The sequence below is a fragment of the Rheinheimera texasensis DSM 17496 genome (genome assembly GCF_000711985.1).
GTDB classification, from domain to species: Bacteria; Pseudomonadota; Gammaproteobacteria; order Enterobacterales; family Alteromonadaceae; genus Pararheinheimera; species Pararheinheimera texasensis.
Genome location: NZ_KL544007.1, coordinates 296819 through 311414, shown reverse-complemented (window position 1 = coordinate 311414; position 14596 = coordinate 296819). Strand labels below are relative to the sequence as shown.

The 14596-nt window shown below is 52.2% G+C and carries 11 protein-coding genes; 7 read left to right on the top strand and 4 right to left on the bottom strand.

Annotation, left to right across the window (positions count from 1 at the left end):
• Positions 1-334 precede the first annotated feature (334 nt).
• Entirely contained in the window at positions 335-2599 is a 2265-nt protein-coding gene (locus tag Q399_RS0120665) for an arginine/lysine/ornithine decarboxylase (RefSeq protein WP_031571962.1), read from the top strand.
• A gap of 66 nt (positions 2600-2665) precedes the next feature.
• On the opposite strand, the gene Q399_RS0120660 is transcribed toward Q399_RS0120665, so the two are convergent.
• A complete protein-coding gene (locus Q399_RS0120660) occupies positions 2666-3967 on the bottom strand; it encodes a diguanylate cyclase domain-containing protein (protein WP_031571960.1) in 1302 nt (433 codons plus the stop codon).
• A gap of 227 nt (positions 3968-4194) precedes the next feature.
• Here Q399_RS0120660 and ppnP point away from each other — a divergent pair, with 227 nt between their 5' ends.
• The 6 genes from ppnP (at position 4195) to serA (ending at position 11317) form a co-directional block, all read left to right on the top strand.
• The gene (gene ppnP / locus Q399_RS0120650) at positions 4195-4479 is read left to right on the top strand and encodes a pyrimidine/purine nucleoside phosphorylase (protein WP_031571958.1); all 285 of its coding nucleotides are present in this window, start codon (positions 4195-4197) and stop codon (positions 4477-4479) included.
• A gap of 117 nt (positions 4480-4596) precedes the next feature.
• Positions 4597-6411 (top strand): ABCB family ABC transporter ATP-binding protein/permease, encoded by a 1815-nt coding sequence (locus Q399_RS0120645; protein WP_031571956.1) that lies wholly within the window; start codon positions 4597-4599, stop codon positions 6409-6411.
• A gap of 127 nt (positions 6412-6538) precedes the next feature.
• On the top strand, positions 6539-7897 hold the full coding sequence (locus tag Q399_RS0120640) for a DUF4397 domain-containing protein (RefSeq protein WP_031571953.1): 1359 nt from the start codon (positions 6539-6541) through the stop codon (positions 7895-7897).
• 195 nt (positions 7898-8092) lie between these two features.
• Complete coding sequence (locus Q399_RS0120635) at positions 8093-9172, top strand: calcium/sodium antiporter (protein WP_245612949.1); 1080 nt, start codon at positions 8093-8095, stop codon at positions 9170-9172.
• A 193-nt stretch (positions 9173-9365) separates the two neighbouring features.
• Positions 9366-10022, top strand: a complete 657-nt coding sequence (gene rpiA / locus Q399_RS0120630; RefSeq protein ID WP_031571949.1) for a ribose-5-phosphate isomerase RpiA — start codon at positions 9366-9368, stop codon at positions 10020-10022.
• 68 nt (positions 10023-10090) lie between these two features.
• Positions 10091-11317 carry a phosphoglycerate dehydrogenase gene (gene serA / locus Q399_RS0120625; RefSeq protein WP_031571947.1) on the top strand — a complete coding sequence of 409 codons (1227 nt, stop codon included), beginning with the start codon at positions 10091-10093 and terminating at the stop codon, positions 11315-11317.
• Positions 11318-11379: 62 nt separating this feature from the next.
• On the opposite strand, the gene Q399_RS0120620 is transcribed toward serA, so the two are convergent.
• The 3 genes from Q399_RS0120620 to gltX form a co-directional block, all read right to left on the bottom strand.
• Positions 11380-11910 carry a hypothetical protein gene (locus tag Q399_RS0120620; RefSeq protein WP_031571945.1) on the bottom strand — a complete coding sequence of 177 codons (531 nt, stop codon included), beginning with the start codon at positions 11908-11910 and terminating at the stop codon, positions 11380-11382.
• Positions 11910-12821: a DUF481 domain-containing protein gene (locus Q399_RS0120615; RefSeq protein ID WP_051686216.1), complete on the bottom strand. Its 912-nt coding sequence runs from the start codon at positions 12819-12821 to the stop codon at positions 11910-11912. Before Q399_RS0120615 ends, Q399_RS0120620 begins: the two co-directional genes overlap by 1 nt.
• A gap of 106 nt (positions 12822-12927) precedes the next feature.
• Complete coding sequence (gltX, locus tag Q399_RS0120610; RefSeq protein WP_031571943.1) at positions 12928-14340, bottom strand: glutamate--tRNA ligase; 1413 nt, start codon at positions 14338-14340, stop codon at positions 12928-12930.
• Between the last annotated feature and the right edge of the window lie 256 nt (positions 14341-14596).

Here is a 14596-nt window from a genome sequence, read left to right as displayed (position 1 = left end):
AATGTGTCAAATCAATGCTCGTGTAATTAATTCCCACACATCGCCTTCAGGCAACAGCAACTGCATGTTGACCCATAAAAACCGCATATCTATCAACAGGCCGAACGACGACCAAAGGCTGCGCACCACAGGCCAGCCAATTTAACCAATTTGCCGTTTTCATCAGATTTTCACTGGAAAAAAACCAGATTTCAGGTATCTTGTGCAGGTTTTCCGACCAGGCCAGGCGCCGGGTCAGCCGAAGCAAATTTCAAACCTGAATTGCCATACCAAACTGCATATCTGTGCAGCCAGGTGTTGCTCCCATTGTGGAGTCCCTGTTGAGGAACCGCCCATGCGTTTTTATTTTCCTATTGTGATCATCGATGAAGATTTCCGCTCTGAAAACACCAGCGGATCCGGCATCCGCGAACTGGCAAGTGCCATCGAAGCGGCCGGCATGGATGTGGTTGGCTACACCAGCTATGGCGATTTAACGTCATTTGCCCAGCAACAAAGCCGCGCCGCCGGCTTTATCCTGTCGATAGACGATGAAGAATTCGGCAGTGGCAGCATCGAAGAAGCGCAGTCGGTCCTGGCGCAGCTACGCAGTTTTGTTGAGCAGATCCGCCACCGTAACCCGGATATTCCGATTTACCTCTATGGCGAAACCCGCACCGCGCGCCATATTCCAAACGACATACTGCGCGAACTACATGGTTTTATTCACATGCATGAAGACACGCCGGAATTCGTCGCCCGCCATATTATCCGTGAAGCCAAGAGTTACCTCGACAGCCTGGCGCCACCATTTTTCCGCGCCCTGACCCATTATGCCCAGGACGGTTCTTATTCCTGGCACTGCCCGGGTCACTCCGGTGGCGTGGCATTTTTAAAATCGCCGGTTGGCCGGATGTTCCACCAGTTCTTTGGTGAAAACATGCTGCGGGCTGACGTTTGTAACGCGGTGGATGAACTGGGCCAGCTGCTGGACCACACCGGCCCGGTCGCTGCGTCTGAGCGCAACGCCGCGCGGATTTTTAACTGCGACCATTTGTTTTTTGTCACCAACGGCACTTCAACTTCCAACAAAATCGTCTGGAACAGCACTGTGGCGCCGGGTGATATCGTGGTGGTTGACCGTAACTGTCACAAATCGATTCTGCACGCCATCATGATGACAGGCGCCGTGCCGGTGTTCCTGATGCCAACCCGTAACCACTACGGCATTATCGGCCCTATTCCACGCAGTGAATTTGAGCCGGCGACCATTCGTCGCAAAATGGAAGCCAACCCTTTTATCCGCGACATTCTGGCCAAAGATCCGAACGTCAAACCGCGCGTTTTAACCATCACGCAAAGTACCTATGACGGTATTTTGTATAACGTTGAAGAGATTAAAACGCTGCTCGACGGTGAAATTGAAACGCTGCACTTTGACGAAGCCTGGTTACCACACGCCGCTTTCCACGACTTCTACGGCGATTACCACGCTATCGGTGAAGGCCGGCCACGTTGCGATACTTCAATGGTATTTGCCACTCAGTCCACGCATAAACTACTGGCCGGTATCTCACAAGCGTCGCAAATTCTGGTGCAGGACGCCAATCAGAACAAACTCGATACGCATCTGTTTAACGAAGCCTATCTGATGCACACCTCGACCAGCCCGCAATACGCCATTATCGCCTCCTGTGACGTGGCTGCCGCCATGATGGAAGCGCCGGGCGGTACAGCGCTGGTGGAAGAATCGTTGGACGAAGCGCTGGAGTTCCGTCGTGCCATGCGCAAAGTTGACCAGGAATATGGCGACGACTGGTGGTTCCGCGTCTGGGGCCCGGATGATTTGACCGACGAAGGCCTGGATGAACGTGCGTCCTGGATGCTGCATGCCGACGAAAACTGGCACGGCTTTGGTGATATCGCCGAGGGCTTTAACCTGCTCGACCCGATCAAAGCCACTATTCTGACACCGGGCTTAAACGTGGACGGTAACTTCTCCGACAGCGGTATTCCGGCGGCGATAGTTGCCAAATATCTGGCTGAACACGGCGTTGTCATTGAAAAGACCGGTCTGTATTCGTTTTTTATCATGTTCACCATCGGCATCACCAAAGGCCGCTGGAATACCATGGTCACTGCGCTGCAGCAGTTTAAAGACGATTACGACAAGAATGCGCCGCTGTGGCGGATTTTGCCGGAATTTATCCAGAAGTTTCCGCAATATGAGCGCATTGGCTTAAAAGATTTGTGCGACCAGATCCACGAGATCTACAAAGCCAACAACATCGCCAAACTGACCACTGAGATGTACTTATCTGAAATGGTACCAGCGATGAAACCAGCTGATGCTTTTGCCCGCATGGCGCACAAACGCATTGAACGGGTGCCGCTGGACGAGTTAACCGGCCGCATTACCGCTGTGATGCTGACGCCCTATCCGCCAGGCATTCCGCTGCTGGTACCGGGCGAAGTCTTTAACGAGACAATCGTCAGTTACCTGAAGTTCGCCCGCGAATTTAACCATAAGTTCCCGGGTTTTGAGACCTATATCCACGGCCTCAGTACCATGCAGCAAGACGGCAAACTGGTGTATTACGTCGACTGTGTCAAAGTCTGAATCAAGTTAAAACTGTAAAAAACAACGCCGGCATCTGCCGGCGTTGTTTTTAGATCTGAGTCTGGGTCACGCCAGATGTATCCGGCCACCACCTGCACGTTTAGCCTGATACATGGCGCTGTCCGCACTGTGTAACAGCTGCCGGCTGTCTGCGCCATGCTGTGGAAACAAAGCAAGACCGATACTGGGCGCAATTAAAAACTGCTGACCGGTCAGTAAAAATGGCTGGGACAACACCTTTCTGATTTTTTCGGCAACTATCAGCGCAGTATCCCCTTGATGCAATTGTTCCAGCAACACTACAAACTCATCGCCGCCAACGCGAGCCACAGTGTCGGTTTGCCGCACCACCTGCAAAATACGTTGTGCTGTCTGTTGCAGCAGCAAATCGCCAACCGCATGACCGAAATTGTCATTGACCTGTTTAAAATGGTCCAAATCCAGATAGAGCAGCGCCAGTGGCTGTTCATCGCGGCTGGCTCGTTGCAATCCAGACTGTAAACGGTCCAGCAATAAAGTGCGGTTGGCGAGTCCGGTCAGGCTGTCATAAAGCGCCAGTTGCTGCAAACGCAGCAACATCGTTTTGCGTTCAATTGCAGCGCCAAGCTGCACCGCCAGATAATCCAACAACGCCAAATCATCGGGCTGATAGCGCTGACCGGCACCAGGGTGCAGCAGGAGTGCACCTTGTAGCGTTTCAGCACCCGGCAGTGGCAGAGCCAGCCAGCTGCTGTTCAGGTCGGGCTCTGCCCATTGCCGCATCCCACTTTGAACCACCCGTTCGCATAACCGCTGCGCATCAAGCTCAGGCGCAACGGATTCCTGACCAACCACCGGCACAGCAAGAACTTGCCATGGCTCCCCGGCAGAACCGCCAAAGGCAATACGCAGGTGCGCCAGCGGAAGCAGCGGACTGAGTAAACAAGCGATGTGCTGGTACAAGGCGGGTAAATCTTCGGTCTGATGGGTCGCTTCTGCAATGGCATACAACAGCTGCTGGCGCGCCTGCACCTGATGCACGGCACTGACATCACGTGCCACGCCGACCCGCACCTGCTCTGTTTCAGAGCGACGCGCGGACCAGGACAGATACACGGCATGGCCCAGCTTATGCCGGTAGCGGTTTTCAAAATGCACCAGACTCTGCCCTTGCATCACTGCTTTGGCATTGGCCAACGTGTTCGCTACGTCATCGGGCCAGATATAATCCAGCATCGGCTGACCAATCAGTTCTGCAGGCAAATAGCCTAAGATTTGTTCGGCGCTGGCGCTGACATAAACAAAACGACCAGCATCGTCGACGACACACAACATATCCAGCAGTAAATCCAGATAATTGCCAAGTAACTGCACATTGCGAAATGTCATCAATACTCCGTAAAGAGAACCCAATATCCCTTTGCCTCAGCATAACTGAGTGCCTGCCTGACTTCATCGCGAAGTGGCAGTTTTTCTGCCGGTTTTTCACAAAAAACCGCCGCGATCCCAATCTGTAATGGAGACCGAAACATTTCAGCCGTCTAAACTTCTACATTTCCCTTTTCAAGCTGCAGCTTTTCAGGTTTACTGCAGGAAACTATCGAACAGAGGGCTCTATGTTTAAAGTAAATCAGTATTTTGATGGCAAAGTGACGTCCATCGCTTTTGCCGGTGAACAGTTGCCGGCTACGGTCGGCGTGATGGCACCGGGTGAGTATGAATTTGGTACCAGTCAGCATGAAGTGCTGACTATCGTCAGCGGTGCGCTGACCGTGTTACTCCCGGGCGAAAGCCAATGGCAAACCTTTCAGCGCGGTCAGTCGTTTGCCGTCGCCGCCGGGCAAAAATTTCAGCTCAAAGTCAGTCAGGACACAGCTTACTTATGTACTTATGCTGATTGATACGGGGATAGCAACAATCCCTGAAAATCCCGGCAAGCGCCGGGATTTTGTTTTTCCGCGGCCGGAAAAAACAGGCACAATAGCTTATCTATTTGCTTGTTTTCTGAAGGACTTGCTATGCGCGGCATGCGCTCAACCGCCAAACAACCTGAACCAAGTCGCCGGCCCGAAGCTGCCAGCCTTGGCGAAACCATTCGATACATGCGGCCTTATTTCGCCGCCTTTCCCTGGCATGTCACAGGCGCCATTCTGGCGTTGATCGCCGCCAAAGCCGCCACGCTGGCGCTGCCTTATAGCCTGAAACTGATTATTGATGCGCTCGACCCCAGCCTTAACAACGCGGCCTTGCTACCGCTCTGGCTGATTTTAGGCTATGGCCTGCTGCGCTTTGGTTCGGTGTTATTTGGTGAAGTCCGTGATGCCTTGTTTGGCAGGGTCACCGAACACGCGATGCGCCAGCTCGGTTTGCGGGTCTTTCAACATCTGCATCAGCTGGAACTGAGTTTTCATCTGGACCGGCAAACCGGTGGCATCAGCCGCGATATTGAACGCGGCACCAACGGCCTGTCATTTCTGATGCGGTTTCTGATGTTTAACATAGTGCCGACGGTGCTGGAAATTGTGCTGGTGGCGCTGATTTTCTGGAATCTGTTTTCGGTCTGGTATGCGGTGATCACCGCTGTTGCTGTCGCAATTTATATCCTGTTCACGGTGCGCGTCACTGAGTGGCGCAATCAGTTTATCCGCGCCGCCAATCAGGCCGATTCCAGCACCAATACGCAGGCGGTTGACAGCCTGCTGAACTATGAAACCGTTAAATATTTCAATAACGAACAGTATGAAGCCAGCCGCTATGACGAGTCGCTGGCCGCCTGGGAAAAGGCCCGGCTACAAAACCGCATGTCGTTGTTTTTCCTGAACTCAGGTCAGGCGCTGATCATCGCGTTGGCGATGACGCTGATGATGTTGCTGGCCGCGCAGGGCGTGGCCGGTAAAGCGCTGACTTTGGGGGATTTGGCAATGGTCAACGCTTATATGTTGCAACTGTTTATGCCATTGAATTTCCTGGGTTTTGTCTACCGGGAAATTCGCCGCGCTTTAACCGACCTTGAGAATATGCTCGGTTTGTTAAAACGGGCACCGGCAGTGCGGGATGCAGCAGATGCGAAGCCGCTAAGACTGCAGCAAGCCCGGCTTGAATTTCGTAATGTCGGTTTTGCCTATCAGCCACAGCGCTCTATTCTGAACGGCCTGAGTTTTAGCATCGAACCCGGCCAACGCGTGGCGATTGTTGGCAGCTCCGGCGCCGGTAAAAGTACCTTAGCGCGGCTGTTATACCGTTTTTATGACTTACAGCGTGGTGAAATCCTGCTCGACGGTCAGGATATCCGCCGCGTCACGCTCGATAGTCTGCGCCGCAATATCGCCATAGTGCCGCAAGATACTGTGCTGTTTAATCAAAGCATCCGCGCCAATATCGCCTACGGCCGGCCGGAGGCAACAGATGCCGACATCGACGCAGTAATTGACGCGGCACACCTGCGTGATTTCATCAATCAACTGCCAGAGGGCGATGCCACTTTGGTTGGCGAGCGTGGTTTAAAAGTCTCAGGCGGTGAAAAACAGCGTATCGCTATCGCACGGGCTTTGCTCAAACGCAGTCCGGTATTGATTTTTGATGAAGCCACTTCAGCCCTCGACAGTCACAGCGAACAGTCGGTGATGGCTGCCATTCGCGCCGCCGCACGTGAACACACCGCACTGGTGATCGCTCATCGTTTATCGACGGTCGTCGATTGCGACTGCATTCTGGTGCTGGAGCAAGGTCAGCTGGTGGAAAGCGGCAGCCATAGCGAGCTGCTGGCGCAACAAGGCCGTTATGCCGCGCTGTGGGCGCTGCAGCAACATGAAGAAAATGTCATGGTGGATTAAGCTGACGCAGCTTTATGTAAACTTAGATTAAGGGCAGTAAAGCTCGGTAAAATCAGAAACTTAACTTTAAAAATCTGCTCCTATTGGCGCGTTTAAACTCAGGTTTTCCTGTCAATAGAGAGCAGTTATGTCGACATTCCGTATCCTGGCGCTGGCCATCAGCAGCCTTACTTTGACCGCTTGTGGCGGCAGTTCAGACAACAGTGGTTCTGATACCTACCCTGATTCTTACATCCAGTTTTATAACGGCTCAGCCAACAGTGCCAGCACCACTTTGCAGCTAATTGAGGCAGATGACGATGAAATCGCTATCGGTTCTGCCGTGTTTGCCGATGCCACCAGCCTGGTGACGATGGAAGGCGGCAGTTACGATTTGGAACTGAACTGGACGCCGGCCAGTGGCGAGACCGCCACAGTGCGGACTGATACCGTGACTTTAGCCGACGGTGAAAAAACCTTTTTGGCGATGCTGGGCGATTTTAACAGCCCAGAATTGCTGACTTTTAAATTCACCCGGGATGATGAACTCGACGACCAGTTCAAAGTTGCTATGTTGAACCTGGTCAACAACAGCAACAGCTACGACTTATACATTTCTGAAGACGATCAGGCCTTTTCTGATGCAAAACTGGTCAATAGCGCGAGCTTTAAAGGACTGACGCAGTTCCAGACGTACGACACCGGCAGCTACATTTTTTACGTTACCAAAGGCGGCGACAAAACGGTGTTGTTTAAATCTGATGCCGTCACATTAAGCTATGAAACTGAATTCCTGCTGGTACTGCGCGCAGCGACGGGTCCTTCGGCCGGCGATAAACTGGCGCTGGATCTGGTTGGTAACACGACAACTGTCACCACACTGGAAGATATCACCAGCAACGCCCAGTTCCGGATTTATAACTCCATCAATGAAACCGGCACCGGCAGTGTGTTCCTCGGTGACGTAACCGCAACGCCTGCTATCGCCAAACTGCCGATTGACACTTTAAGTGCCTACACCGAAGTGGTTGCCGGTGATTACCGCGTCAGCCTGACCGATGACAAAGGTACTTTGGTGATGCGCAACGGCCTGATGACGTTAAGTCAGGGCGCGGTGAAATCTGTGGTGTTTTATTTAGATGCCAATGCCAAAGCTGCGGCCATTACCGTGACTGATTCAAAAACACCACAGGTGTATGACTTTGTCTTTAACGCCGTCAATACTATTCCGGACTATGACCAGGTCAGCCTGTACTTTGTTAAACCTGGCTACACCATGGAAAACACGCCGTATTATGTCACGACGCTGAACTACGCCTCGCAAACCAGCGTGACTTTACCGGCCGGTGAATACACCATGTACGTCGTGCATAAAGACAATAACAATAACAAAATTCTGCTAGCGCAGACCGAGCTGACCGCGCTGGTCAGTGGCAGCAACTACCTGTTGGTTGCGGAAAAAGAGCAAAACGCTTTAAGCGGTTTTAAGCTGACGCTGGCGAAATAACTGCGCTGAGTTCGCAGCGCAAACCAAGCGGCACCTGCGGGTGCCGTTTTTGTATCAGACCCAATCTGCCCGGTCAGACTTTAAATCTTCGACCAAAGCTGTGGCGCACTCAGGTTAATCTTGATTGAGTTTCAACGCTTGTCCCAGTACGCTAGTCACATTTGTTTCTAAATATTTCAAACAGGTAGACTTAATATGATGACGTGGTTATTGCTGGGCCTTGGTCTGGTTTTATTAGTGGCGGGCGCGGATACGCTGGTCAAAGGAGCGGCGCGTCTGGCAGGTGCTTTTGGTATTCCCAGCCTGGTGATAGGTCTGACGGTCGTTGCTTTTGGCACCAGCGCACCGGAACTGGCGGTCAGCGTAAAGGCCGCTTATGCTGGCCAGGCTGAACTGGCGATTGCCAACGTCGTTGGCAGTAATATCTTTAACGTGTTGTTTATCCTCGGTGTTTCGGCAGTCATTGTACCGCTGATTATTTCTAAGCAACTGATTCGGCAAGATGTGCCGATTATGGTTGCAGCATCTTTTATATGCGTCTGGATGGTGCAAGATGGCCAACTGAGCCGCCTGGAAGCGGGTGTCTTGTTTGCCGGTTTAATTGCCTACACGGTATTTTTATTCCGTCAGGGTAAAAAACAGGGTGCAGACGCTGGTGATGACGAAGTCGAAGCTTTATTAAAAGAGCCACATCCGATGTGGCAAAACTTGCTGTTTGTGGTTGGCGGCCTTGGGTTACTGGTTTTAGGCGCGCGATTGTTGGTCGACAGCGCTGTCGCGCTGGCAACAGCATGGGGTGTCAACGAAGCGGTGATTGGTCTGACCATTGTTGCCGCAGGCACCTCTTTACCTGAAGTGGTCACTTCAATAGTTGCGACCATCCGTGGTGAACGAGATATCGCCGTGGGTAACGTGGTTGGCAGTAACATCTTTAATATCCTGTGTGTGCTGGGCCTGTCGGGCCTGGTATCCCCAGTCCCATTATTGGCCGGAGCCCAAATGGCGGCGCTGGATATTCCGGTGATGTTAACCGTTGCCTTATTGTGTGTGCCGTTCTTCTTCGCCGGCGCCATCTTAAACCGCATCGAAGGTGCGCTTTTCCTGGCCGCTTATGTCGCTTACACCTGGTATCTGGTGGCACTGACACTGAAACTCGATTACTTAGCGCAATTGCAGGATTACATCCTGTACGGCTTAGTGCCGGTGATTGGCGTGTATGTTGTGTTTTCACTGCTTAATGATTTCCGCCAGCGCCGGCAACAAACCGCCGGTTAATCTGGATTGATGCAGATAAAACGCCGCCCTTGTTGCGGCGTTTTTGTTTTGTCCGGTCACACAGACCAGCAAATACCGGTTATTCACTGAATTTATCAGCACAAACTAAAATTGGCCTTTTGCCGGCCCCCGCTTTCGATATAATATCCGTCTGTATGGCTAAACGTGAAAGAGCAGTCTGATGTCTACCCCAATCTCTCAAGATGAAATGAAAAAACGCGCCGCCTGGGCTGCACTGGAATTTGTCCCCCGCCACAGTATTGTCGGTGTTGGCACCGGTTCTACGGTGAATCATTTTATCGACGCCCTAGCCAGCATCAAAAATGAAATCAAAGGCGCAGTCTCCAGCTCCATCGCCAGTACCGAAAAAATGCAGGCACTGGGCATTCAGGTGTTTGACCTGAACGACATCGACAGTTTCAGCGTCTATGTCGATGGCGCCGATGAAATCAATCCGCTCCGCCATATGATTAAAGGTGGCGGCGCCGCGCTAACCCGCGAGAAAATCGTCGCAGCTGTCGCGGAAAAGTTCGTCTGTATCGTCGATGCAAGCAAAGAAGTGGCAGTGCTGGGGAAATTCCCGTTGCCGGTTGAAGTCATCCCGATGGCGCGTAACTATGTGGCGCGTGAACTAGAAAAACTCGGTGGCCGCCCGGTCTGGCGTGAAGCGGTGGTGACCGACAACGGCAATATCATTCTCGATGTGCATGATTTACACATCACCGACGCGATGGCGCTGGAGCAACAAATTAATCAAATCACCGGAGTGGTCTGTAATGGCCTGTTCGCCGCCCGCGCTGCAGATATAGTGCTGGTTGGTGGCCCGGACGGCACCCGCGTGATCAAATAAAATCAAAACTAAAAAAAGAATACAACCAAAGCCCGAGCCAGAATTTTGCAACATTAAGAGAAGTGAAGATGGAAAAGTACTCGTTACCCAAAGACAAGATCAAAATCCTGTTGCTGGAAGGCTTACACCAAAGTGCTGTGCAAACCTTTAAAAATCAGGGTTACAGCAATATTGAATACTTAAAAACCTCATTAGAAGAAGCCGAGCTGATTGAAAAAATCCGCGACGTGCATTTTATCGGTATCCGTTCCCGCACTCAGCTGACCGACAAAGTGCTGGCAGAAGCGCAGAAGCTGGCGGCTATTGGTTGCTTCTGTATCGGTACCAATCAGGTGGATTTAGACGCGGCGCTGCGCCGGGCTATTCCGGTGTTTAACGCACCATTCTCCAATACCCGCTCTGTCGCCGAGCTGGTGCTGGGCGAAATCATTATGCTGCTGCGCGGCATTCCACAGCGTAACGCCGCCGCGCATCGTGGCGAATGGCAAAAAACCGCCAATCAGTCGTTTGAAGCGCGTGGTAAGACGCTTGGCATCATCGGTTATGGCCATATCGGTACCCAGCTGTCGATCATGGCGGAAAATATCGGCATGCGTGTACAGTTTTACGATATCGAAGACAAGCTGGTGTTAGGCAATGCCACACAAGTGGACTTCTCAACCTTGCTGAAAACTTCCGACGTGGTGACTTTACACGTGCCGGAAACGCCGCAGACCAAAAACATGATTGGTGAGGCAGAACTCGACCTGATGAAGGCCGGTTCTATCCTGATTAACGCCTCGCGCGGTACTGTGGTCGACATCGACGCTTTAGCCACTGCGCTTGCAAGCAAAAAACTGGCCGGCGCCGCTATTGACGTGTTCCCGGTAGAACCGACCGGCAACGACGAAGAATTTGTCTCGCCACTGCGTGCATTTGACAACGTGATCCTGACACCGCATATCGGTGGTTCCACTCAGGAAGCGCAAGAAAATATCGGTTATGAAGTCGCCGGTAAACTGGTGAAGTACTCTGACAACGGCTCCACGCTTTCGGCAGTCAATTTCCCGGAAGTGTCACTGCCAGAGCACAAAGGCCGCTCACGCCTGCTGCATATCCACAAAAACCAGCCGGGTATGCTGACCAAAATCAACGAAGCTTTTGCCCGTCACGGCATCAACATTTCCGGCCAATATCTGCAAACTAACGCCGAAATTGGTTATGTGGTGATTGATATCGACAGCGACGACCAGGAACTGGCATTGAACGAATTAAAAGCCATTCCAGGCACGTTAAAAGCGCGGGTACTGCATTAATCACAGTGCTGGCAGATAAACAGAAAAAACCGCCATCGGCGGTTTTTTTTATGACGGAGTGACTACGGCTGACTGTCCCTGAGCGCCACCAGTGCATTCCAATTTAAACTTAATCCTGCGAGCGCGGCCTGATAATCTTCCGCTGCAGTTTTAGCATACTGCGACGGACTGTTCAGACTCACCACCACCCGCAACGCCTTGTCGGCAAACACACAAATGCGGCCAATCTGCTTGCTGCCAAGGCCCGGCCCCTGCCAGTCCTGGCAAAACCAATCGCGCGGCGGAATTTGGCGTTTCCCCAGCTGCTGCGCCGGTAGTTTCATCACAAAACGCCGGCCGGATTTGACGCCAGGCACAGCCAATAAACCATCGATAAACTCATCGCGCATGGTTTCTGCCGGCACGTCACGCCACTCATCGTCAACGTGGAAACTTAAGTTCAGCAGCACCTGCTGCGGATTTTTAAAGTTGATACTGAGCACCGAATCGGTCGCTTGTGGCTGGTAGCTATCTGGCAATAACCAGTGATAAGCCTCACCGGCGTTAACACCCGTGCTCAGCCACAAGCCAACAACAAGAATGAAAGCGCGCATCAGAACGAATACACCAGGGTTGCGGAGGTTTCAGTGTCGGTCTTCTGGCGGAACTGGCCGGGGTTTGAGTCGTATTTGACAGTGAAATTGAGCCGCATCGACAACCGGCCATTGACCTGCGACGTCAGACTGGAACGGCTTTGCCAGCTGGAGTTTTTGCCATCGAGTGACACTGACCATTCCAGCGCCTGGCGAAAACTATTACTTTCAGTTAAGTGATAATCGAGGTTGGCTGCGACCCACCAGATCATACCGGTGCTGGTATTTTTATCGCTGGTTTGCTGATAAGCGATACCTGGACCGGTTTCCAAATCCAGGTAGTCATCACCACTTTGGTAGGCCCGCATCGCGTAACCAGCCGCTAGAGAGCCCTGCTCTTCAAAAGCACCAAAGCGGTCATTTAAATAAGCAGCACGGCCGAAGATACTGTGTTCGCTCTGATAGAACTTGTAGTTACTCTGGCCAACCAGATTCACGCGCTGCGCCGTGGTATAACGCGTTTTTTCGCCAGTGGCTTCATCAAACTGACTGTTGCGCTGAATAAGCGTCTGGATCAGGTACTTGTTCCGAAAATCTGTCAATTCGTGCATCAGTTCGGCATTGGTCCGAATAGCCGTTGATTGGGTGTTGCCGCTGCTCAGCACCAGCCCCAGTTCAATGTCGCCGCCCCAGATTTTATCCGGATCTATCGCCTGGACTTTGTCGCCACCGAGCGCCGAGTCCGTCGAAAAGGCATTTTCTTTTAACTGCTGATACGTCTGGCCAGAGCGCAGTTTTTCCTGCGGCAATGCCGATTGCCCCATAGGGATCGCCTGCACGTTATTGCTAAATTCCGCCTGATTAACAGCAGCGAACGCTGAGGACACAGAAATACTCAACGTCAAAATGATCAAAGATAAAAACTTGTTCACAACACACTCTTTTCAAAACTTGCGGCAGCACGGCTGCCAACACTCAGGATGCCGAAATAACAAAGCCAGTCACTGACTGGCTTTGTTCGGACAGAACCAGTCAGGCTCAGGCCGCTTCACCGCGCTCGGCGATAAAGGCCAGCGCCAGATCGATGCGAGCCAGACAACGGGCTTTTCCAATCAGCGCTAAGGTCACGTCCAGCGACGGCGAATTGCCGCCGCCGGTCACAGCAACCCGCAGTGGCATGCCGACTTTGCCCATACCAAGGCCCAGGCTTTCTGCAGCGCCATTAATAGCCGCATGCACAGTTTCCGCCGACCAGTCATTAAGAGCTGCTAAATGCGCCTGTACGGCTTTTAACGGCTCTGCGGCAACCGGACGTAAATGCTTTTTCGCCGCGTTTTCTTCAAAGGCAGAGAAATCTTCATAGAAATAACGACTGACTTCGATCATCTCTTTTAACGTCTTCACCCGCTCGCCCTGCACCGCAATCAGCTGTTCAAGGCTTGGGCCATTGCTGATATCCAGCTTCTGGTCTTCGACATGCCACTGCAGGTGTTTGGCGACATGGGCCACCGGTGAAGTGCGGATATAGTGCTGGTTTAACCACAGCAGTTTTTCGGTATTAAAAGCCGATGGTGCGCGGTTACAGGCGGATAAATCAAACAGTTCGACCAGCTCGTCGCGGCTGAAAATTTCCTGATCACCATGCGACCAGCCAAGGCGGACCAGATAGTTCAGCAGCGCTTCCGGCAGGAAACCGTTGTCGCGATATTGCATCACACCGACAGCGCCATGGCGCTTGGACAGACGTTTGCCGTCATCACCCAGAATCATCGGCACGTGGGCGTATTTCGGTAAAGTCGCGCCCAAAGCGGCCAGAATATTCATTTGACGTGGTGTGTTATTGACGTGGTCGTCGCCACGAATGACGTGCGTCACGCCCATTTTCCAGTCGTCGACGACGACGGTCAGGTTATAAGTTGGGGTGCCGTCGCTGCGGGCGATGACCAGGTCATCCAGCTCCGCATTCGCCACTTCAATGCGGCCTTTGATCATGTCATCAATGACCACCACGCCATCCAGCGGGTTTTTGAAACGGATACAATAAGGTTTGTCAGATGGATGATCGGTGCGGTCACGCCACATACCGTTGTATTTTGGTTTTTCGCCGGCGGCCATTTGCGCTTCGCGCATCGCGTCCACTTCTTCCGGTGTGCAGAAACATTTATAGGCTTTGCCTTCGGCCAGCAGCTGAGCAACGACTTCTTTATACAAATCAAAACGTTTGGTCTGATAATACGGGCCGTCGTCCCAGTCCAGTTCCAGCCAGTTCATGCCGTCCATAATGGCATCGACGGACGCCTGAGTGGAGCGTTCCAGATCGGTATCTTCAATGCGCAGAATGAACTTACCACCGGTTTTTTTGGCATAAAGCCAGCTATACAACGCAGTACGGGCACCGCCGACATGCAGGTAACCGGTAGGACTTGGGGCAAAACGGGTCACAGTAGACATAAGGCTTCCAGAAGGTCTGTCGAAAAATGGGCGCTATTGTAGCAATAAGGCGGTGTTTTGTCTGCCATTCTGCCGCTCCTTTGGCCGCTTGGTCGCAGCGAAATAACAATGGCGATTTCGTCGGCTACTTTTGGACAAGGCGTCAGCAACGCCAACAAAAACGACTACTTTTGCAGCATCCGGCTGTAATATCTAAAAATATTATTGACACCAAAAGCCCGCCCCCTATAATGACCGCCGAACGTTAGGACGGATG

What these genes read in the sequence shown, in the direction of transcription:
- Q399_RS0120665 (WP_031571962.1), top strand. Translation starts at nt 335, where the DNA reads ATGCGTTTTTATTTTCCTATTGTGATCATCGATGAAGATTTCCGCTCT.
- Q399_RS0120660 (WP_031571960.1), bottom strand. Translation starts at nt 3,967, where the DNA reads ATGACATTTCGCAATGTGCAGTTACTTGGCAATTATCTGGATTTACTG.
- ppnP (WP_031571958.1), top strand. Translation starts at nt 4,195, where the DNA reads ATGTTTAAAGTAAATCAGTATTTTGATGGCAAAGTGACGTCCATCGCT.
- Q399_RS0120645 (WP_031571956.1), top strand. Translation starts at nt 4,597, where the DNA reads ATGCGCGGCATGCGCTCAACCGCCAAACAACCTGAACCAAGTCGCCGG.
- Q399_RS0120640 (WP_031571953.1), top strand. Translation starts at nt 6,539, where the DNA reads ATGTCGACATTCCGTATCCTGGCGCTGGCCATCAGCAGCCTTACTTTG.
- Q399_RS0120635 (WP_245612949.1), top strand. Translation starts at nt 8,093, where the DNA reads ATGATGACGTGGTTATTGCTGGGCCTTGGTCTGGTTTTATTAGTGGCG.
- serA (WP_031571947.1), top strand. Translation starts at nt 10,091, where the DNA reads ATGGAAAAGTACTCGTTACCCAAAGACAAGATCAAAATCCTGTTGCTG.
- Q399_RS0120620 (WP_031571945.1), bottom strand. Translation starts at nt 11,910, where the DNA reads ATGCGCGCTTTCATTCTTGTTGTTGGCTTGTGGCTGAGCACGGGTGTT.
- gltX (WP_031571943.1), bottom strand. Translation starts at nt 14,340, where the DNA reads ATGTCTACTGTGACCCGTTTTGCCCCAAGTCCTACCGGTTACCTGCAT.